The organism is Rhizobium sp. G187, assembly GCF_051549525.1.
In the GTDB taxonomy this organism is placed as follows: domain Bacteria; phylum Pseudomonadota; class Alphaproteobacteria; order Rhizobiales; family Rhizobiaceae; genus Allorhizobium.
On record NZ_JBPUGM010000004.1, the window covers coordinates 407,896 to 426,836 of the forward strand.

19 protein-coding genes are annotated in these 18,941 nt (G+C 60.6%); 13 read left to right on the top strand and 6 right to left on the bottom strand.

The genetic code is table 11. The annotated features are described in order from the left end of the window. The first annotated feature begins 9 nt into the window (after nucleotides 1–9). From tesB to ACSV9I_RS14430, 6 genes are all read left to right on the top strand, one after another. Complete coding sequence (tesB, locus tag ACSV9I_RS14405; RefSeq protein WP_054159149.1) at nucleotides 10–894, top strand: acyl-CoA thioesterase II; 885 nt, start codon at nucleotides 10–12, stop codon at nucleotides 892–894. A gap of 227 nt (nucleotides 895–1,121) precedes the next feature. Then, complete coding sequence (locus tag ACSV9I_RS14410; protein WP_156318603.1) at nucleotides 1,122–1,460, top strand: P-II family nitrogen regulator; 339 nt, start codon at nucleotides 1,122–1,124, stop codon at nucleotides 1,458–1,460. 27 nt (nucleotides 1,461–1,487) lie between these two features. Then, the gene (locus ACSV9I_RS14415; protein WP_054159151.1) at nucleotides 1,488–2,921 is read left to right on the top strand and encodes an ammonium transporter; all 1,434 of its coding nucleotides are present in this window, start codon (nucleotides 1,488–1,490) and stop codon (nucleotides 2,919–2,921) included. Between the two features lie 212 nt (nucleotides 2,922–3,133). After that, nucleotides 3,134–5,770 (top strand): DNA translocase FtsK 4TM domain-containing protein, encoded by a 2,637-nt coding sequence (locus ACSV9I_RS14420; RefSeq protein WP_438329507.1) that lies wholly within the window; start codon nucleotides 3,134–3,136, stop codon nucleotides 5,768–5,770. A 124-nt stretch (nucleotides 5,771–5,894) separates the two neighbouring features. Next, a complete protein-coding gene (locus ACSV9I_RS14425) occupies nucleotides 5,895–6,548 on the top strand; it encodes an outer membrane lipoprotein carrier protein LolA (RefSeq protein ID WP_438329509.1) in 654 nt (217 codons plus the stop codon). Nucleotides 6,549–6,667: 119 nt separating this feature from the next. After that, nucleotides 6,668–7,471 carry an exodeoxyribonuclease III gene (locus ACSV9I_RS14430; protein ID WP_438329510.1) on the top strand — a complete coding sequence of 268 codons (804 nt, stop codon included), beginning with the start codon at nucleotides 6,668–6,670 and terminating at the stop codon, nucleotides 7,469–7,471. 24 nt (nucleotides 7,472–7,495) lie between these two features. Here ACSV9I_RS14430 and ACSV9I_RS14435 read toward each other — a convergent pair whose 3' ends face one another. Next, on the bottom strand, nucleotides 7,496–7,951 hold the full coding sequence (locus ACSV9I_RS14435; protein WP_054159154.1) for a cyclic nucleotide-binding domain-containing protein: 456 nt from the start codon (nucleotides 7,949–7,951) through the stop codon (nucleotides 7,496–7,498). Nucleotides 7,952–8,095: 144 nt separating this feature from the next. After that, the gene (locus ACSV9I_RS14440) at nucleotides 8,096–8,779 is read right to left on the bottom strand and encodes a response regulator transcription factor (protein WP_054159155.1); all 684 of its coding nucleotides are present in this window, start codon (nucleotides 8,777–8,779) and stop codon (nucleotides 8,096–8,098) included. 124 nt (nucleotides 8,780–8,903) lie between these two features. Between ACSV9I_RS14440 and ACSV9I_RS14445 the strand changes: the two genes are divergently transcribed. The 4 genes from ACSV9I_RS14445 (at nucleotide 8,904) to ACSV9I_RS14460 (ending at nucleotide 12,237) form a co-directional block, all read left to right on the top strand. Continuing rightward, entirely contained in the window at nucleotides 8,904–9,461 is a 558-nt protein-coding gene (locus ACSV9I_RS14445; protein WP_438329513.1) for a L,D-transpeptidase family protein, read from the top strand. A gap of 160 nt (nucleotides 9,462–9,621) precedes the next feature. Continuing rightward, complete coding sequence (locus ACSV9I_RS14450) at nucleotides 9,622–10,452, top strand: aldo/keto reductase (RefSeq protein WP_438329514.1); 831 nt, start codon at nucleotides 9,622–9,624, stop codon at nucleotides 10,450–10,452. A 125-nt stretch (nucleotides 10,453–10,577) separates the two neighbouring features. After that, nucleotides 10,578–11,375, top strand: a complete 798-nt coding sequence (locus ACSV9I_RS14455) for a basic amino acid ABC transporter substrate-binding protein (protein WP_438329516.1) — start codon at nucleotides 10,578–10,580, stop codon at nucleotides 11,373–11,375. A 40-nt stretch (nucleotides 11,376–11,415) separates the two neighbouring features. Next, nucleotides 11,416–12,237, top strand: coding sequence for an amino acid ABC transporter permease (locus ACSV9I_RS14460; RefSeq protein ID WP_438329518.1), 822 nt, complete (start codon nucleotides 11,416–11,418; stop codon nucleotides 12,235–12,237). Nucleotides 12,238–12,252: 15 nt separating this feature from the next. Here the strand turns inward: ACSV9I_RS14460 and ppk2 are convergent, their stop codons facing one another. Beyond that, a complete protein-coding gene (gene ppk2, locus ACSV9I_RS14465) occupies nucleotides 12,253–13,146 on the bottom strand; it encodes a polyphosphate kinase 2 (RefSeq protein ID WP_054159158.1) in 894 nt (297 codons plus the stop codon). Nucleotides 13,147–13,481: 335 nt separating this feature from the next. Between ppk2 and leuC the strand changes: the two genes are divergently transcribed. After that, on the top strand, nucleotides 13,482–14,891 hold the full coding sequence (gene leuC / locus ACSV9I_RS14470) for a 3-isopropylmalate dehydratase large subunit (RefSeq protein ID WP_054159159.1): 1,410 nt from the start codon (nucleotides 13,482–13,484) through the stop codon (nucleotides 14,889–14,891). Nucleotides 14,892–15,084: 193 nt separating this feature from the next. Then, on the top strand, nucleotides 15,085–15,915 hold the full coding sequence (locus tag ACSV9I_RS14475) for an EamA family transporter (protein WP_438329520.1): 831 nt from the start codon (nucleotides 15,085–15,087) through the stop codon (nucleotides 15,913–15,915). Between the two features lie 109 nt (nucleotides 15,916–16,024). On the opposite strand, the gene rplS is transcribed toward ACSV9I_RS14475, so the two are convergent. Beyond that, nucleotides 16,025–16,561 carry a 50S ribosomal protein L19 gene (gene rplS, locus ACSV9I_RS14480; RefSeq protein WP_054159160.1) on the bottom strand — a complete coding sequence of 179 codons (537 nt, stop codon included), beginning with the start codon at nucleotides 16,559–16,561 and terminating at the stop codon, nucleotides 16,025–16,027. Nucleotides 16,562–16,839: 278 nt separating this feature from the next. On the opposite strand from rplS, the gene ACSV9I_RS14485 reads away from it, so the two are divergent. Next, complete coding sequence (locus tag ACSV9I_RS14485) at nucleotides 16,840–17,586, top strand: sulfite exporter TauE/SafE family protein (RefSeq protein WP_438329522.1); 747 nt, start codon at nucleotides 16,840–16,842, stop codon at nucleotides 17,584–17,586. Here ACSV9I_RS14485 and trmD read toward each other — a convergent pair. Together trmD and rimM are read right to left on the bottom strand one after the other, a co-directional pair. Then, a complete protein-coding gene (gene trmD, locus ACSV9I_RS14490; protein WP_438329524.1) occupies nucleotides 17,568–18,269 on the bottom strand; it encodes a tRNA (guanosine(37)-N1)-methyltransferase TrmD in 702 nt (233 codons plus the stop codon). The two genes, ACSV9I_RS14485 and trmD, sit on opposite strands and share 19 nt — an antisense overlap. Before the next feature lie 6 nt (nucleotides 18,270–18,275). Further along, nucleotides 18,276–18,854: a ribosome maturation factor RimM gene (gene rimM / locus ACSV9I_RS14495; protein ID WP_438329525.1), complete on the bottom strand. Its 579-nt coding sequence runs from the start codon at nucleotides 18,852–18,854 to the stop codon at nucleotides 18,276–18,278. Nucleotides 18,855–18,941 lie beyond the last annotated feature (87 nt).

Here is an 18,941-nt window from a genome sequence, read left to right on the forward strand (position 1 = left end):
CCATGCATTATGTCGCAGCCACACGGACAGACCAAGGCCATGCAGGACCTGATCGATCGGCTCGATCTGGAAAAGCTGGAGGAAAACCTGTTTCGTGGCAGCAGCCCGCAAAATGGCTGGCAGCGCGTGTTCGGTGGCCTCGTAATTGCCCAGGCGCTGATGGCGGCGCAGCGTTGTGTCGAGGCTGACCGCATCGTTCATTCCCTGCATGCCTATTTTATGCGGCCCGGCGATCCGTCCATCCCGATCGTCTACCAGGTTGAACGCATCCGTGATGGTGCATCCTTTACCACGCGGCGCGTCGTCGCCATCCAGCACGGCAAGGCGATCTTCTCGATGTCGGCCTCCTTCCAGGTCGAGGAACCGGGCTTCGACCATCAGATCGGCCTGCCGAAGGTACCAGACCCTGAGACGCTGATGGGCGAGAAGGAGTTCCGCGAGGTCTTTCTGGCCAAGGCACCGGAGACGGTGAAGAAATACTGGGGCCGTGAGCGACCAATCGAGATTAGGCCCGTGTCGCTCACGCACTATCTCTCGGATGAGAAGCTCGACCCGGTGGCCCATATATGGGTTAAAGCCGCAGGGCTGGTGCCTGACGAACGGCACTATCAGTCAGCGATCTTGGCCTATCTTTCCGACATGACGCTGCTCGACACATCGCTTTATGCCCATGGCACATCCATATTCGACCCCGCGCTGCAAGTGGCAAGCCTGGACCACGCCATGTGGTTCCATCGCCCCTGCCGCCTGGATGACTGGCTCCTCTACACGCAGGACAGCCCCAGCGCCGCAGGTGCCCGCGGGATGACCCGCGGCAGCATTTTTTCGCGCGATGGCAGCCTCATTGCTTCCGTGGCGCAGGAAGGCCTGATCCGCAAACGGGCAAATGATTAAAAAAACATCATTGCGGCGAAAATGCGCACTATTTGTGCGCTTAATGGGCATTCATTTGCCCGTTTTATGGATACTCCAGACATAATCTTTATAATTCAATAACTTATGTAACGCGTCGAATCTGGCACGCCTTTTGAATGTCTAACTTCGGTCGCTGAGCGAAACTTCCCGCTGGCGTCAAGGAGAGTCGGCCTTAAGCCGAGGACAAGCAAAGGATGGGAAACCAGATGAAAATTGTGATGGCTATCATTAAGCCGTTCAAGCTGGACGAGGTACGCGAGGCCCTGACGGCTGTGGGGATCCAGGGTCTGACCGTAACCGAGGTCAAGGGCTATGGCCGCCAGAAGGGACATACGGAAATCTACCGTGGCACCGAATATGCGGTGAGCTTTCTGCCGAAGCTGAAAATCGAGATCGCTGTATCGTCCGAACTGGCCGACAAGGCCGTCGAAGCCATCGCAGCTGCCGCGAAGACCGGCCAGATCGGCGACGGCAAGATCTTTGTCTATGCGATCGATCAGGCCGTGCGTATCCGCACCGGCGAAACCAATACCGAAGCTCTGTAAGAACGGCTGTTAGGGGAGTTGTTACTGATGTCACTTGCCAAGTTTAACACCAATCTCGTGCGCTTGGGCGCCGCATCGGCAGCCGTGCTGGCGCCGGTCGTCGCATTCGCCCAGGAAGCTGCACCAGCCGTTGCGGATGCAGCCGCCGCAGCAGCACCAGCCATGACAGTCGACAAGGGTGATACCACCTGGATGCTCGTTTCGGCCCTGCTGGTCCTCTTGATGACCGTGCCGGGCCTCGGCCTGTTCTACGGCGGCCTTGTCCGCGCCAAGAACATGCTGTCCGTGCTCATGCAGGTTACCACCATCGCTGCACTCGCCATGATCCTCTGGGTCGTCTACGGCTACTCGCTTGCCTTCACCAACGGCGGCGGCCTGAACTCCTATGTCGGCGGCTTCTCCAAGATGTTCCTGGCCGGCGTGGATGTCACGACCATGGCCGAGAGCTTCTCCAAGGGCGTTGCTATTCCGGAACTGGTCTTCGTCTGCTTCCAGATGACCTTTGCCGCCATCACCCCGGGCCTTATCATCGGCGCCTTCGCAGAACGCGTTAAGTTCTCGGCCGTCATCCTCTTCTCGGCTCTGTGGCTCACCTTCGTCTATTTCCCGATCGCCCATATGGTCTGGTTCTGGGGCGGCCCGAGCGCCTATGCCGATCCGTCGGGCCTGATCTTCGGCTTTGGCGCCATCGACTTCGCAGGCGGCACCGTCGTCCACATCAATGCCGGCATTGCAGGTCTCATTGGTGCAATCATGGTCGGCAAGCGTACCGGCTACGGCAAGGACATGATGGCTCCGCACTCGATGACCATGACGCTGATCGGCGCAGGCCTTCTGTGGGTAGGCTGGTTCGGCTTCAACGCCGGCTCGAACCTCGAAGCCAATGGTTATGCCGCACTCGCCATGATCAACACCTTCCTGGCAACCGCCGCAGCACTTCTGTCCTGGTCGCTGGTTGAAACCTTCGCCCGCGGCAAGGCCTCCATGCTTGGCGCCGTCTCGGGCGCTGTTGCCGGCCTCGTCGTCGTTACCCCGGCTGCAGGCTTCGCCGGCCCGATGGGCGCGATCGTCATGGGCCTCATTGTCTCCCCGGTCTGCTACTTCTTCTGCTCGACCGTGAAGAACAAGTTCGGCTACGACGACACGGCTGACGTCTTCGGCATCCACGGCGTGGGTGGCATCGTCGGCGCGCTGCTGACCGGCGTCTTCGTCAACCCGGCCCTCGGCGGCGCCGGCATCGTCGATTACTCGACGGCCGACTTCGCAGCGACCTATGCCGGCACGGCCGCCCAGGTCTTCAACCAGCTGAAGGCTGTCGTCGTCACCATCCTGTGGTGCGGCATCATCTCGGCGATCCTCTACAAGATCGTCGACGTGGTCATCGGTCTGCGTGCGCCGATCGAAGCCGAGCGCGAAGGTCTCGATCTCGCCTCGCACGGCGAAGCCGCCTACCACAACTGATCACCGGCAAGATCTGCCGTTCAACCACGAGACAACGCCCGGATCGAAAGGTCCGGGCGTTTTGCTTTGTTTGCCGCCCCTTCGTCACCCGGAGGCCACAGCGCATGGTTAAACGGCCATTAACCATGCCTCATGTAGGGTCTGCGCCACATCATGGCCAGATTCGGCCCCTGACATCCTCGCCAGGACCACCGGAAAGCAAGGCAGAGACAATGACACGAGGCAACGCCGCCATCGAGGATCAACCGACCCGTTTCGTGCTGACGACATTCGTCTGGCGGCAATTCCTCGCCTTGACCGGCTTCGGTCTGTTTCTGTTGCTCGTGGCCGCCGTCGCTGCCCTTGCGACATGGAACGTGTCCGACCCCAGCCTGTCTTATGCAACAGAAAATGCACCGACCAACATCATGGGGCTGAGCGGAGCCGTCTTTGCCGACCTGATGATGCAGTTCTTCGGCCTTGGAAGCCTGCTCGCACTCCTGCCCGTGCTGGCGTGGTCCTTTGCGTTGATCGGCGCACGGCGTTTCTCGCGCGTCCCAGCCAGGCTCTCGGCATGGCTTGTCGGTGCGCTGGTCAGCGCGGCCATGATCGGCTGCTTCCCACCACCCGCAACATGGCCGCTGTCCAGCGGAACCGGCGGCGTGCTCGGCGACCTGATCCTGCGTTTCCCGGCCCTTTTCATCGGCGCCTACCCAACATCCACTTTTGCCATGGTTCTGGGCGGCATACTGGCGGTGCCTGCGGTCTGGCTACTTCTCTTTGCCGCCGGCATCATCGGAAAGGCTCCAGTCGAGCCCGCCGAGCGCATTGACCAGAAGCCCGCCGCGACGGCAACACAGACAAAGACTGTCGCGCGCGCCGCCGATGACGAGAGCGACGATGAAGAAAGCGAGGGTGCGATTGCGCTTGCCATCGGCGCCGCCACCCACAACTGGTATACGACCCGCGCCCGCATCCGCCGTCTCTTTGGCCTGAAGCCGAAGGAGCGCAACCATCGCGACTTCGAACAGCCCTATGACTTCAACGATGATGAATTCAGCCTCCTGAACGAGCCAACCCGCGCCAAGTCCGTGCCATTCAGCGCCCGCGTCGAGCCCTCCCTGGACGGCCCGGCCCCTGGGCGCTCAATCGTGGCGGCTCCTTCCCTGCAGGGATCCAATTTCGACGACGACTTCGATCTTGACGACATGCCAAGGCCGGCGGGCATTCTTTCGGATGACGACGGCCGCGCAGCCCCATCCCGCAAACTTGGCGCTTCTGGCCGGGTGGCACCTTCGGCATCGCGTCCGAAACCCGGCCCCCGCGCTGACATTGGCAGCGCGCGTGTCGGGACGGACGGATTCCAACTGCCCTCGATCCAGCTTCTGGCCGAACCCCGCGCCGTCACCCGCGATGCAACCCTTTCGGCGGAAGCCCTTGAGCACAATGCGCGCCTGCTGGAAGGCGTGCTCGACGATTTCGGTGTCAAGGGTGAGATCATCCACGTCCGCCCCGGGCCTGTCGTCACCCTCTACGAACTGGAACCGGCACCGGGCATCAAGTCGTCCCGCGTTATCGGCCTCGCCGATGACATTGCCCGCTCGATGAGCGCAATTGCCGCCCGCGTCGCTGTCGTTCCCGGCCGCAATGCAATCGGCATCGAACTTCCCAACCAGAAGCGCGAGACGGTCTATCTGCGTGAATTGATCGGCTCCAAGGATTTCGACAGCAACAAGGCGAAGCTCGCCATGGCGCTGGGCAAAACGATCGGCGGCGAACCGGTCACGGCCGACCTGGCCAAAATGCCCCATCTTCTCGTCGCCGGTACCACCGGCTCGGGTAAGTCAGTGGCGATCAACACCATGATCCTGTCGCTCCTCTACAAGATGACGCCGGAGCAGTGCCGCCTGATCATGATCGACCCGAAGATGCTCGAACTGTCCGTCTATGACGGCATCCCGCATCTGCTCTCGCCTGTTGTCACGGACCCCAAGAAAGCCGTCGTCGCGCTGAAATGGACCGTGCGCGAGATGGAAGAGCGCTACAAGAAGATGTCGAAGATCGGCGTGCGCAATATCGACGGTTTCAACACGCGCGTCGCCCAGGCCCTGGAAAAGGGTGAGGTTCTGACGCGGACCGTGCAGACCGGCTTCGATCGGCAATCCGGCGAGGCGGTCTACGAGACGGAAGAATTCGACCTGCAGCCCCTCCCCTACATCGTCGTGATCATCGACGAAATGGCAGACCTGATGATGGTGGCCGGCAAGGACATCGAAGGGGCCGTCCAACGCCTCGCGCAGATGGCGCGCGCGGCCGGCATTCATGTGATCATGGCAACCCAGCGCCCCTCGGTGGACGTCATCACCGGCACAATCAAGGCCAACTTCCCGACACGCATTTCCTTCCAGGTCACTTCCAAGATCGACAGCCGCACGATCCTGGGCGAGCAGGGAGCAGAACAACTGCTTGGCATGGGCGACATGCTCTATATGGCGGGCGGCGGGCGCATCCAGCGCGTCCACGGCCCCTTCGTCTCCGACCAGGAAGTCGAAGAAATCGTGGCATACCTGAAGACGCAAGGGTCGCCGCAATATCTCGAAGCGATCACCATTGACGACGAGGACGGTGAAGAAGGTGGCGGTCCGGCCGGAACCTCCAATTTGGGCGAGTCCGACGATCCGTACGATCAGGCAGTGGCGATCGTTCTGCGCGATGGAAAGGCCTCAACGTCCTATGTTCAGCGCCGCCTCGGCATCGGCTACAACCGCGCCGCCTCGCTGATCGAGCGCATGGAAAAGGAAGGGATCATCGGACCCGCCAACCACGCCGGCAAACGCGAAATCCTCGTGCCCACGGAAAACGACATGTGAGGGCGCGATTTTTCCCCGATGGAACAAGGCGGGGCCCGGACGAGTTGCCGCAGCAATGACGGCAATATGGCCATGAAGCCGCCGCGTTTTTGGGGGAAACCCTCAGCAATTCAAGGAGTACCACATGACACACAAGACTGATGCCCGGATGCCGGTGCTGGCCAGCCGCCGCCAGTTCGTGCTGGGTACCGCCGCCTTCATGGCCTGCGCTGCCCTGCCGCTGCCAGCTTTCGCGGCGACCACAGAGGCCGCCCAGCAGATCGCCGACCATTTCTCAGGCGTGAAGACGATGACGGGCGAGTTTGTCCAATTCGGCCCACGCGGCGAACAGACGGGCGGCAAGTTCTTCATCGAGCGACCGGGCAAGTTGCGCTTCAACTATGAAAAGCCATCGCCGATGCGGGTGATTTCTGACGGCAAGAACGTCGTCATCGGCAATTCCAAGCTGAAGACCTGGGACATCTATCCGCTCAGCAAGACACCGCTCAGCCTGCTGCTGGCCGACCGCATCGATCTGGGCAACAAGCTGGTGCGCGATGTAAAGCAGGAAGCGGATCTGACAACCATTGTCCTCGGCGACCGCACGATCTTCGGCGACTCCACCATCACACTGATGTTCGACCCGAAGAGCTTCGAACTGCGCCAGTGGACAATCACCGATGTCCAGAAGAAGGATACATCGGTCATGATCTTCAACGTCCAGAGCGGCGTGCAATTCGATCCGAGCGTCTTCGAGATCCCCTATGCCGAAGTGCACGGACAGAAGCGCGGCGGCTGATTGATCGGCGGCCAGCCCTGATCTGTGGAGAAAGGCGGCATGACCTCGGGGTCTGCCGCCTTTTCCTGTTCAGGGCCCATCAAATCCCCTAGAACCGCCGAGGCATCGGGGATTTTCACATGACGCTTTCCATCACCACCTGGAATATCAACTCGGTCCGGCTTCGCCTGCCGATCGTGAAAGACCTCCTGGCGCGCGTGAACCCGGATATCCTGTGCCTGCAGGAAATCAAGTGCCAGAATGACCAGTTTCCGATGGAGGACATCCAGGCCCTCGGCTATTCCAACATCGTCATTCATGGCCAAAAGGGCTATCACGGCGTGGCGATATGCTCGAAACTGCCGCTCGCCGAAGATCACCGCCAGGACTATTGCGGGGTTGGCGACAGCCGCCACATCTCGGCAATCTTTTCCTGGAACGGGCGGCGCATACGCCTGCACAATTTCTATGTTCCGGCCGGCGGCGACGAACCCAATCGCGAGATCAATCCGAAGTTCGGCCACAAGCTGGATTTCGTCGAGGAGATGAAGGCGCTGTCGGCCGATGCAGAGCCTGGGACAGGCGCGATCCTTGTTGGCGACCTGAACATTGCACCGCTGGAGCACGACGTCTGGTCGCACAAGCAGATGCTCAAGATCATCAGCCATACACCTGTCGAAACCGAAGGCCTGACCGAAGTCATGCGCCAAGGCAATTGGGTCGACCTGATGCGCCAGCATGTGCCGGCCTCGGAAAAGCTCTACACCTGGTGGAGCTACAGAGCCAAGGATTGGGAAGCCGCCGATCGCGGCCGTCGCCTCGACCATATCTGGTCATCACGCGATCTGGCACCGCTCTTGTCTCGCGTCGATGTGCTGAAGGAAGCCCGGGGCTGGCAGCAACCCTCGGACCACGTGCCCGTCACGGCCCACTTCAAGGATTGATAGCAGGCGATATATAGCCAGCGATCAATCAAATCTCGAGCCGAGCGCTGCAGCACCCTCGATGAGTTCGCCCAGCGTCTGCTTGATCCGGTCCTGAACAAGACGGGCCATGGGCGGATATTCCTCAAGCAGGCGATGAAAGATGGCGCGGGTCAGGCGCAGCACATCGGTTTCCGTGGCAGCGATGGCCGTGTACTTGCGCTCGACCATTGTCACAAGCGCCAGTTCCGACAACATGACGCCAGGACCCGCAGAGGCCTGCTTGTAGGGCTGGTTGCCACGACCCATCACGTAAAGGTCGAGCCTGCCGCGGGCGACGACATAGGCGCAGTCAGCCGGCGCTTTCTCGCGAAACAGCGCTTCACCTGGGCCCACCACGCGATGTTCCGCGCCGAAGGCGATGAGCTTGACCTGGTCCTTTTCCAGCGACGAAAAGAGCGGCAGCGCCGAAAGCAGCTCGATATCCTCGCTCAATGCCATGATGGACCCTCTTTTGCGCTCGTCGCGGCTGGCGTCATGCGCATGCCGGCTGCCCTTGAGCGACAGTCCTAACGCAAAACGGGGAGAGAAACGACCCTCGGTCGCATCTCATCCCCGTCTCAGTCGAAAGCCTGCCGGAATGGCTCAGGGAACGATCTTGTAGCCGCCGTTTTCCGTCACCAGGATTTCCGCATTCGAAGGATCGCGTTCGATCTTCTGGCGCAGGCGGTAGACATGGGTTTCGAGCGTATGCGTCGTCACGCCGGAATTGTAACCCCAGACCTCTTCGAGCAGCACATCGCGCGTGACCACCTTCTGGCCTGCCCGATAGAGATAACGGATAATCGCCGACTCCTTCTCCGTCAGCCGGATCTTCTTGCCCTCTTCGGTGGTCAGAAGCTTCTGGCTGGGCTTGAAGGTGTAGGGGCCGACGCCGAACGTGGCGTCTTCGCTCTGTTCGAACTGGCGCAGCTGGGCGCGGATACGTGCAAGCAACACGGCGAAACGGAACGGCTTGGTGACATAGTCATTCGCACCCGCCTCAAGGCCGAGAATCGTATCGGAATCGGTATCATGACCGGTCAGCATGATCACCGGCGCCTTGAAGCCGCCTTTGCGCAAGAGTTTCACGGCCTCGCGACCATCCATATCTGGCAGGCCGACATCCATGATCAGAAGATCGATCTGGCCTGTCTTCACGGCCTGCATGGCCGTGGTCGCCGTGCTCTCCTGGATCAGCGAAAACTCGTCGTAGAGCGAAAGCTGCTCGACGAGGATCTGCCTCAGGTCGTCGTCGTCATCCACGAGCAGAATGGTCCGCGTCGTCATCCATCATCCTTCCAGCTGACCTGTCGCCCGAGGTCTTGTTGCCCGGACGTGCGACATGTAAGTCTTCGCCCGGTCGTTTGAAGTGCTATGAATACAACATTCTTCACGAACAAGGCAAAAAGTCGTGAGCCAAACGCGGCAGACAAAGAAGAAACCCGGATCAAGACTGAAGCAACTGCTGGTGCGGACCGCGCCCGGCAATCGCAGCCAGGGAATATTGCAGGCAGGCCCATTGCGCATTCGTACCGCATTGGGCCGCAGCGGCACCACGAGCCGCAAGCGCGAGGGCGACGGCGCAACACCCATCGGCAGCATGCGCTTGCTCTATGGCTACCGGAAAGGATGCGGGACTGGTACTGCCAGAACAACACTGCCAGTGTCGGAAATACGGGCCGATATGCTCTGGTGCGACGCGTCCCGCCATCCGGCCTACAATCGCCCCGTCCGCGCACCTTTTTCCGCAAGTCACGAACAGCTGTTGCGAGCGGACGAACTCTATGACCTCGTCATCGTCATGGACTGGAACATCCGCATGCGCAAACGCGGCTGCGGTTCGGCAATCTTCTTTCACATCGCCCGGCCGGGCTACACACCCACTGAAGGCTGCGTCGCGATCCGTCCACGCGACATGCAGCGCCTGTTGCCATATCTGGGAACAGACACGCGACTTCAGGTTCTTTGACCGAAGCTTCAGCGGAATTGCAGACGCGCTGTCTTTTCATCGAAGACCGGCAGCCTAAGTAAGGCTATGGCCGCGCAGCAGAATTGCAGCGCCCTCACATGACCATTCCGCAATGCGCCCGGCCTCGGCCGCAGCTCAAGAATTCCGGGAGTTTCCACCCATGTCCGAACAACTCTACATCGCCCTCAACGACGGCAACCGTATTCCCCAGGTGGGCCTCGGTGTGTGGCAGACACCGAATGACGGAGCCGCCCCTGCAGTCAAGGCCGCGCTCGATGCCGGTTATCGCCATGTTGACACGGCAGCCGTCTATGAAAACGAAGAAGGCGTTGGCGAAGGGATCCGCCGGTCCGGCCTTGCCCGAAGCGAGATCTTTCTCACCACCAAGCTCTGGAACACCGATCAGGGCTATGACCAGACGTTCAAGGCCTTTGAAGCGAGCCTGAAGAGGCTAGGCACCGACTATGTCGACCTTTACCTCATCCACTGGCCATCCGCCCATCGCGGCCTTTTCCTCGAAACCTGGAAAGCCTTCATCAAGCTGAAGGAAGAGGGGCGGGTGAAATCGATTGGCGTGTCCAACTTCTATCCCGAGCATCTGGAAAAGATCATCGGCGAGACGGGTGTGGTGCCTGTCATCAACCAGATCGAATTGCATCCTGATTTCCAGCAGCGCGAGGCGCGCGCCTTCCACGAGAAGCACCGGATCGCCACGCAATCCTGGAGCCCGCTTGGTCAGGGCAAGCTGCTTGATCATCCGGTGATCGGCAAGATCGCAGCGCGTCTTGACCGCACGCCGGCACAGGTGATCATCCGCTGGCATATCGACAACGGCCTTGTGGTCATCCCGAAATCGGTCACGCCGTCGCGCATTACCGAGAATTTCAACGTCTTCGACTTCAAGCTTTCGGCGGATGATCTCGAAGCCCTGGATGGGCTCGACACGTCAAGTGCACGGATCGGCCCCGACCCCAAGACCGCATCCTTCTGACGACCGGACCGGGGCCTCGGCACCTTGCCTTGGCCCCCTCCCCTGCATCACGACCAGAGCGCGCCTCCCTTGCCAGTACCGAACGAGATGTGACAGTGTGCACTGCCATATTTCGGGAGATCTCCATGCTGTTTCGCCGCACCATCCTCGCTGGTCTGTCGACCCTCGCGCTCTTGCCCTTCGCCGCCGTTGCCCAAGGCCTGCCGGACCTCGGCGGCAAGAACATTGTCGTGGTGACGGAAAATGCCTACCCGCCGCTGCAATTCGTAGACCCCAAGTCGGGCGAACAGATCGGCTGGGAATATGATGCGATGAACGAGATCGCCAAGCGGCTGAATGCCAAGATCGAGTACCAGAACACATCGTGGGATGCGATGATACAGGCCGTCTCGGACGGACAGTACAATATTGGCATGACCGGCATCACCATCAAGGAAGACCGCAAGGAAAAGGTCGACTTCTCCGACCCCTACATGCGCTCCGAGCAGTTCATGCTGGTGCGCGGCGACGAAAGCCGCTTTACCGACGCAAAGAGCTTTGGCGCATTCACCGACGGTCTTGTTGGCGCACAGCCCGGCACAACGCCATTCTACACGGCCGTCTATGAAATCCTTGATGGCAATGAGCAGAACCCGCGCATCAAGCTGTTCGAGACCTTCGGTGCAACCGTTCAGGCGCTGAAGACCGGGGACGTGGACGTCGTTCTGACCGATGGTACGGCCGGCAAGGGCTATGTCGATACCTCGAATGGCGGCCTGAAGCTGATCGGCGGGCCGCTCGGTTCCGAGGACTTCGGCTTCATCTTCCCCAAGGGCTCCGATCTTGTTGCACCGGTCAACGCAGCCATCGCCGCGATGAAGGCGGACGGTACGTTCGATGCGCTGAACAAGAAGTGGTTCCTCGACTACAAGATGGGCCAATGAGATTCGCGCAGGCCTGCGATCTCAGCGGCGGCATACCAGCATGACATTCCAGACCCTGCCTGAGGGCAATCAGAAGGGCGACCGGCCATGGTGGCTGGTCGCCTTCGTCGTGCTGGCACTTGCCCTCGGCGTCGTCATTTTCGTCAGTGAGCTTTATGCCCAGGTCTTTGCCACCGTGGCGAAGGGCCTCGGCGTCACCGTCTTCGTGACCCTTGTCGGCTTTGCGCTGGCATCCAGCCTCGGCCTTGGCATCGCCCTTCTCGGCATGGCGGACAGTGTTGTGCTCCGCCAGGTCGCCCGCTTCTATGTCGAAGTGGTGCGCGGCATCCCGATCCTCGTGCTCTTGTTTTACATCGCCTTTGTCGGCGCGCCAGCCTTCGTCGCGCTCTACAATCTCATAACCACACCCCTGGTGTCCGCTGGCATTGCCGAGCCGATGGTGGTTCGCGACATCTCGCTGATGTGGCGCGCGATCATTGCGTTGACGATTGGTTATTCGGCCTTCATCGCCGAGATTTTCCGGGCTGGCATCCAGTCGATCGATAAAGGGCAGATCGAAGCGGCCAAGGCGCTCGGCCTTTCCCGCACGCAACGCTTTCGCCTGATTGTGTTGCCGCAGGCAATCCGGGTTGTCTTCCCGCCGCTATCGAACGACTTCGTCGCCATGGTGAAGGACTCGTCCCTCGTCTCGGTGCTTGGCGTGGCCGACATCACCCAGATGGCCAAGGTCTACGCCTCAGGCTCGTTCCGGTTTTTCGAAACCTATTCGATTGTGGCCTATGTCTACCTTGTACTGACCATCGGCCTCTCGCTCCTGCTACGCGGTTTCGAGAAACGCATGCGGTCCCGAAACCCGCGCTAAGCAGACAGACCTCACTCAATATCTCTCCGGGACATACATCTCCTCAGGGACCGGGTGGCGGATGTAATCCGCCCCGCGGACGCGAGCCGGCAACTCGATCGTTTCCTTCGGCACATGCTCGTAAGGGATCTGCGACAGGAGATGGGCGATCATGTTGAGCCGCGCCTTCTTCTTGTCGACGGCCTGTACCACCCACCAGGGGGCCTCAGGGATATGCGTGCGCTCCAGCATCTCTTCTTTGGCGCGGGTATAGTCTTCCCAATGGACGCGGCTTTCGAGGTCCATGGGTGACAACTTCCACTGCTTCAAGGGATCGTTGATGCGCATCTGGAAGCGGAATTCCTGCTCCTCGTCGGTGATCGAGAACCAGTACTTCACGAGGATGATGCCGGAACGCACGAGCATGCGCTCAAATTCCGGTACGGAGCGAAAGAATTCCTCCAGTTCGTCGGGCGTGCAGAAACCCATGACCCGTTCGACACCGGCGCGGTTGTACCAGGAGCGGTCGAACAGCACCATTTCGCCAGCTGTCGGCAGGTGCTGGACATAGCGCTGGAAATACCACTGGCTGCGCTCACGCTCGGTTGGCGCCGGAAGCGCCACGACCCGGCAGACGCGGGGGTTAAGACGCTGGGTGACGCGCTTGATGGCGCCGCCCTTGCCGGCGGAATCGCGGCCTTCGAAGAGCACAATCATCTTCAGCTTCTTGTACTGCACCCAATCCTGCAGCCGAACCAATTCATGCTGAAGACGAAACAGTTCGCGGAAGTAGATCCGGCGATCAATCGTCGGCTCGGACAGCCCGTCGGCAACCAGCTCGTCCAGCCGGTCTTCCTCCATCTGCTGCTCCAGCTCCTCGTCGAAGCTGTCGATGATCTCGTTCTTGATGCGATTGATCTCGTCATTCATGGCAGGCGGCGTTCCCAAACTATGCTTAAGCTCAACACGATGAAGCATGTTTGCGCGAATTCCATATGACAATTGTTTGTCATATGCCGGCAGCGGCCCGATTGCCGGAAAAACGGAGATCTGATAGAAAGCGTCTCATGGGATCGAAATTCGGATGCCTCGCGAACCAGTTTATCGTGCTGCAGGACCACAAGCGTCTGCCGGCACGGTTTTTTGCGCGCATCCAAGGGGCGCTTGCGAGCCTTCGCGGCTGAGCTCCTGCGACCGCATGAGCGGCGCCGATAAGACCTCACATAACAAAAATCCTGTTACCTCAGTCTGGATGGAACTCACCCATGAGCGCACCCCGCACCCTTTACGACAAGATCTGGGACGACCACGTTGTCGACCGCCAGGACGATGGCACCTGTCTTCTCTACATCGACCGTCACCTCGTGCATGAAGTGACGAGCCCGCAGGCCTTTGAAGGTCTGCGCATGGCCGGCCGCAAGGTTCGCGCGCCGCAGAAGACGCTGGCCGTTGTCGACCACAACGTGCCGACTTCGCCGGATCGCCATCTCGGCATCAAGAACGAAGAAAGCCGCATCCAGGTTGAAGCGCTCGCCAACAACGCTGCCGAATTCGGTGTCGAATATTATTCGGCTTCCGACAAGCGTCAGGGCATCGTGCACATCGTTGGCCCGGAACAGGGCTTCACCCTGCCCGGCATGACCATCGTTTGCGGTGACAGCCACACGTCGACTCATGGCGCCTTCGGTGCGCTGGCGCATGGCATCGGCACGTCCGAGGTCGAGCACGTGCTCGCCACCCAGACGCTGATCCAGCAGAAGGCCAAGAACATGCTGGTCCGCGTCGACGGCCAGCTGCCGGAAGGCGTGACCGCGAAGGACATCATCCTCGCCATCATCGGCGAGATCGGCACGGCAGGCGGCACGGGCCACGTCATCGAATTTGCCGGCGAAGCGATCCGCGCGCTGTCGATGGAAGGCCGCATGACCATCTGCAACATGACGATCGAAGGCGGCGCCCGCGCTGGCCTGATCGCGCCTGACGAAAAGACCTTCGAGTACATCAAGGGCAAGCCGCGCGCGCCGAAGGGCGAAGCACTGGAACAGGCGATCGCATACTGGAAGACACTGCAGACCGACGAAGGCGCACATTTCGATCGCGTCGTCGTGCTCGATGCGGCCAAGCTCCCGCCGATTGTCTCCTGGGGCTCTTCGCCGGAAGACGTCATCTCGGTCCAGGGCGTCGTGCCGAACCCGGATGACATTGCCGACGAAAACAAGCGCAGCTCGAAATGGCGGGCACTTGATTACATGGGCCTGAAGCCGGGCACCAAGATCACTGACATCGCCATCGACCGCGTCTTCATCGGCTCCTGCACCAATGGCCGCATCGAAGACCTGCGCGAAGTGGCTAAAGTCGTGGAAGGCAAGAAAGTCGCATCCACCGTGTCGGCGATGATCGTTCCGGGCTCCGGCCTCGTCAAGGAACAGGCGGAAGCCGAAGGCCTCGACAAGATCTTCAAGGCAGCGGGCTTCGACTGGCGCGAGCCGGGCTGCTCCATGTGCCTTGCGATGAACGACGACCGCCTGAAGCCGGGCGAGCGCTGCGCGTCGACCTCGAACCGCAACTTCGAAGGCCGCCAGGGCTTCAAGGGCCGCACGCACCTTGTATCACCCGCCATGGCCGCCGCTGCTGCTGTTGCAGGTCACTTCGTCGATATCCGCGACTGGCAGTAAGCCAATCCACTATCGAAGATAATTTTGGACCGCCCGCTCTCAAGCGGGCGGTTTCTTTTTGCCCGTCTTTGCGCCGTTGATTGCAAAGACCCGCGAAGCAGCTATCGTGCGGCGTCATAAAACTGTCATCTGTCACGCCGAGATCCTGAATGCCCCTCACCTCCATGCTTTCCTTGACCCATGGGCTGTGGGCGTGAGCGCCCTTGCCGTCGGCCTGGCGCTGCTCGCAGCCATACTTCACGCCAGCTGGAATGCCTTCCTGCGCACCGGAGCAGACCGACTGTGGTCGATTACCGTGATGAGTCTGGCCGGAAGCATCATCACGCTGCCATTTCTCTTCGCCGTGCCGCTGCCAGGCGCGGCTGCATGGCCCTACATCCTTCTCTCTTCCTGCCTGCAGGTGGGCTACAGCCTGTTTCTGGTCGCCGCTTATCGCCATGGAGAACTGGGCCAGGTCTACCCGATCGTGCGCGGCACGGTTCCCCTGCTGGTCACGCTTGGCGGTCTTCTGTTGTTTGGCGAAGTACTCGGCACCTGGCAGAGTCTGGGAGTACTGATGATCGCGGCCGGCATCATGAGCCTGTCGCTTGGCAAGACACGCGCGGCCACCTCGTCGATCCTCTTTGCGCTGACAACCGGCCTGATCATCGCTTGCTACTCGACAGTGGATTCGCGCGGCGTGAAGCTGGTGGATGAGCCCGCAGCTTATGCCTTATGGGTTCTGTTCATCTTCGGCCTGATGATCACACTTGCCTATGTAGTGAAGCGGCGCAGCCTTGTCGTCGATCCGAGATCTCCGGTGACCTGGAAAGCCGTCGGTGGCGGTGTACTCGCCATGCTCGCCTATGGCCTCGTCGTGGTGGCCTATGCCTACGCGCCGGCCGGCCTGGTGACAGCCGTGCGCGAGACGAGCGTGGTCTTCGCCGTTCTGATCGGCGCGCTGGTGCTCGGTGAACAGTTGACGCTGCGGCGCGTACTTGCCTGCCTCATCGTTGCCGGTGGGGCAATCTGCATCAGCCTCTGAGAAAGGCATCGAACGCAATCAATCTCACGGGATAATGCCCCAACGAAAAAAGGCCCCGCAAGCGGAGCCTTTGATCTTGATCTGCAGTCCGGCGAAAGCCGGGACCGGCTTATTCGGCCGAGGTCTCGGCAGCAGCTGCGGCTTCAGCGGCAGCGGCCTTTTCAGCGGCTTCGGCTGCTGCCTTTTCGGCGGCGAGAGCCTGTGCTGCTGCAACCTTCTCAGCTTCGATGCGTGCCTTTTCTTCGGCAACAGCAGCGCGCTCAGCGTCGTTGAGCTTGCGGGCGCGGGTGCCGGTGTTTTCGACGATACGAGCCGACTTGCCGCGACGATCGCGCAGGTAGTAGAGCTTGGCGCGACGGACCTTACCGCGGCGAACGATTTCGACGCCTTCGACCAGCGGCGAGTAGACCGGGAATACGCGCTCGACGCCTTCGCCGTAGGAGATCTTGCGAACCGTGAAGCTCTCGTTGATGCCGGCGCCCGAACGAGCGATGCATACGCCTTCATAGGCCTGTACGCGGGTACGGTTGCCTTCCTTGACGGTGACGTTCACACGTACGGTGTCGCCCGGGGAAAAGTCAGGAAGCTTGCGCTTGGCTTCAATCTTGGCGGCCTGTTCGGCTTCCAGCTGCTGAATGATGTTCATGTCTAACCTCAATTTCTTCTGAAACGGCCAGAGCGCTCAACTGTCATCCTTCGGCCTCAGCCTCCGGATCTTGCCTCGAAAGGCGGGAGCGGATACGCGGTTCTTTGTTTTGGCAGACGGGCGAAACGCCCATTTCCGAGCCGGCCATTACAGCAATTGCTGGCTCTTGTCACCCCTTTGGCTTGAAAATTTGAAGCGGAGCGACACAGCCAAGCGCCTTGCGAGCCATCCTTTTCGCTTTTAAGACTTCGCCGCAAAGACGCACGAGGAAAATTCTAATGTCCATCGCCATGATTCTGCTGCTGATCGGGTCCGGCTTCGTGTCTGGCGCCGTGAACGCAATTGCTGGCGGCGGCACGTTCCTGACCTTTGGAGCGCTGACACTCGCCGGCTTGCCGCCGATCAGCGCCAATGCCACCTCGTCGATCACCCAGTTCCCGGGCTACATCACCTCAACACTCGCCTACCGCAACGAATTTAAGGACATGTGGCGCGGGGCAATTGTCCTGGCCCTGGTATCGGCCGTTGGTGCTGTCGGTGGCGCCCTGTTCCTGATCTCGCTGTCCAACCCCGCCTTTCGCTCCATGGTGCCCTGGCTCCTGCTCGGTGCTACCGCAATCTTCGCGGCCGGCCCCAAGCTGCGACCGAAGACCAAGGGAGAAAGTCATCCCGCAAGCCCCCTCGGTCTGGCGCTGCAGGGTGCCACCTCCTTCTATGGCGGTTTCTTCGGCGCCGGCATGGGCATCATGATGCTGGCATCGCTGGGGCTTGCGAGCGGTGGCGACTATCATCGCCTCAATGCGCTGAAGAACTTCCTGTCGATCGTGATCGCCGCAGTCGCGATCATCATCTTCGCGAGCGCCGGTGCCATTTCCTGGCTGCATGCGGTGATCATGATCCCGGCTGTGGCGCTGGGCGGCTACGCAGGCGTTGCCATGGCAAAGAAGGTCCCGCAGAGCATCATGCGCTGGCTGGTGGTCGCAGCTGGCCTTGGGCTGGCCGTCTACTACTTCGTAACGGGCTGAGCTTTCGCGCCAACAAGAAGATCGGGACGACGCTGCCGCGTCAGCTTCAAGGCCTCGTCACGACGCCATTTCTCGATGGCTGCATGGTTTCCGGAGGTGAGGATCTCCGGAATCTCCTGGCCCTCGAAGACCTGCGGCCGCGTATAGTGCGGATGCTCAAGCAGGCCGCCCTCGAAACTTTCGTGCACGCCCGACAACTGGTTCCCCATCACGCCCGGCAGGATACGCACAACGGCATCGAGCAAGGTCAACGCGGCCGGCTCGCCGCCAGAGAGGATATAGTCGCCGATCGACACTTCTTCGAGCCGACGCGCATCGATGACACGCTGGTCGACACCTTCGAAACGGCCGCAGACAATGACCACACCTTCGCCCGAGGCAATCTCCCGAACTCGGTCCTGCGTCAGCGGGCGGCCTCGCGGGCTCATCAATAGGCGCGGTCTTCCATCGTCGGCTATCGAATCAATCGCACGCGCCAGAACGTCCGGCTTGAGAACCATGCCCGCTCCGCCGCCTGACGGCGTGTCATCGACGCTGCGATGCTTGTCGAGAGCAAAATCACGGATCTGAACCGCTTCTATAGACCAGTCGCCGCGCTCAAGGGCACGACCCGCCAGTGCCTGACCCAGATGGCCGGGAAACATGTCCGGATAAAGCGTGAGAATGGATGCTTTAAACGACATCGGCGATCAGCGTTGACCATTCGGCCGGGGCGTGCCGCCGCCTGCCCCGTAAGGATCGGGTTCGCCATCGTCTTTCAGGCCAGCTGCAATCGGGTCGACCAGCAAACGTCCGCCTTCGAGGTCGATCTCGAGCACAGCCGCTTCGGTGAAAGGAATGAGCACCGGTCGTTTGCCCGGACCTTTCAGCTCAAGCAGATCGCCAGCCCCGAAATCATAGACGGCGGTGACTGCACCATAGTGATTGTTCTCGGCGTCATAGACGTCGAGGCCTTCCAGATCGGCATAATAGAATTCGTCGTCATCGAGATCATCATCCGGCAATGCATCACGGTCGACGAAAAGTTCCAGGCCGTTCAGGGCTTCGGCCGCGTTCCGGTCGTTGATGCCCCGGAAACGAACGATGGCGACGGTCTTGCCGTCGCGGATCTCGAGGATCTCGAACTTGCGGCCATCCGCGCTGTACAGGAAGCCGTAGTCGGCGAGACCCAGCATGTCTTCGGTGAACGACTTGACCCGCACTTCGCCGCGCAAGCCCTGTGCTGCGCCGATCACGGCCATGAGTATGGGGTTGTCGAGCTTGCTCATCAGATGGGAGGTCCTGCGGGCTATATGACGGTTCCCTATCCTTTTAGGCGGAACCGACCGGAAAGAAAACGCAAAAACGGGCGGTGG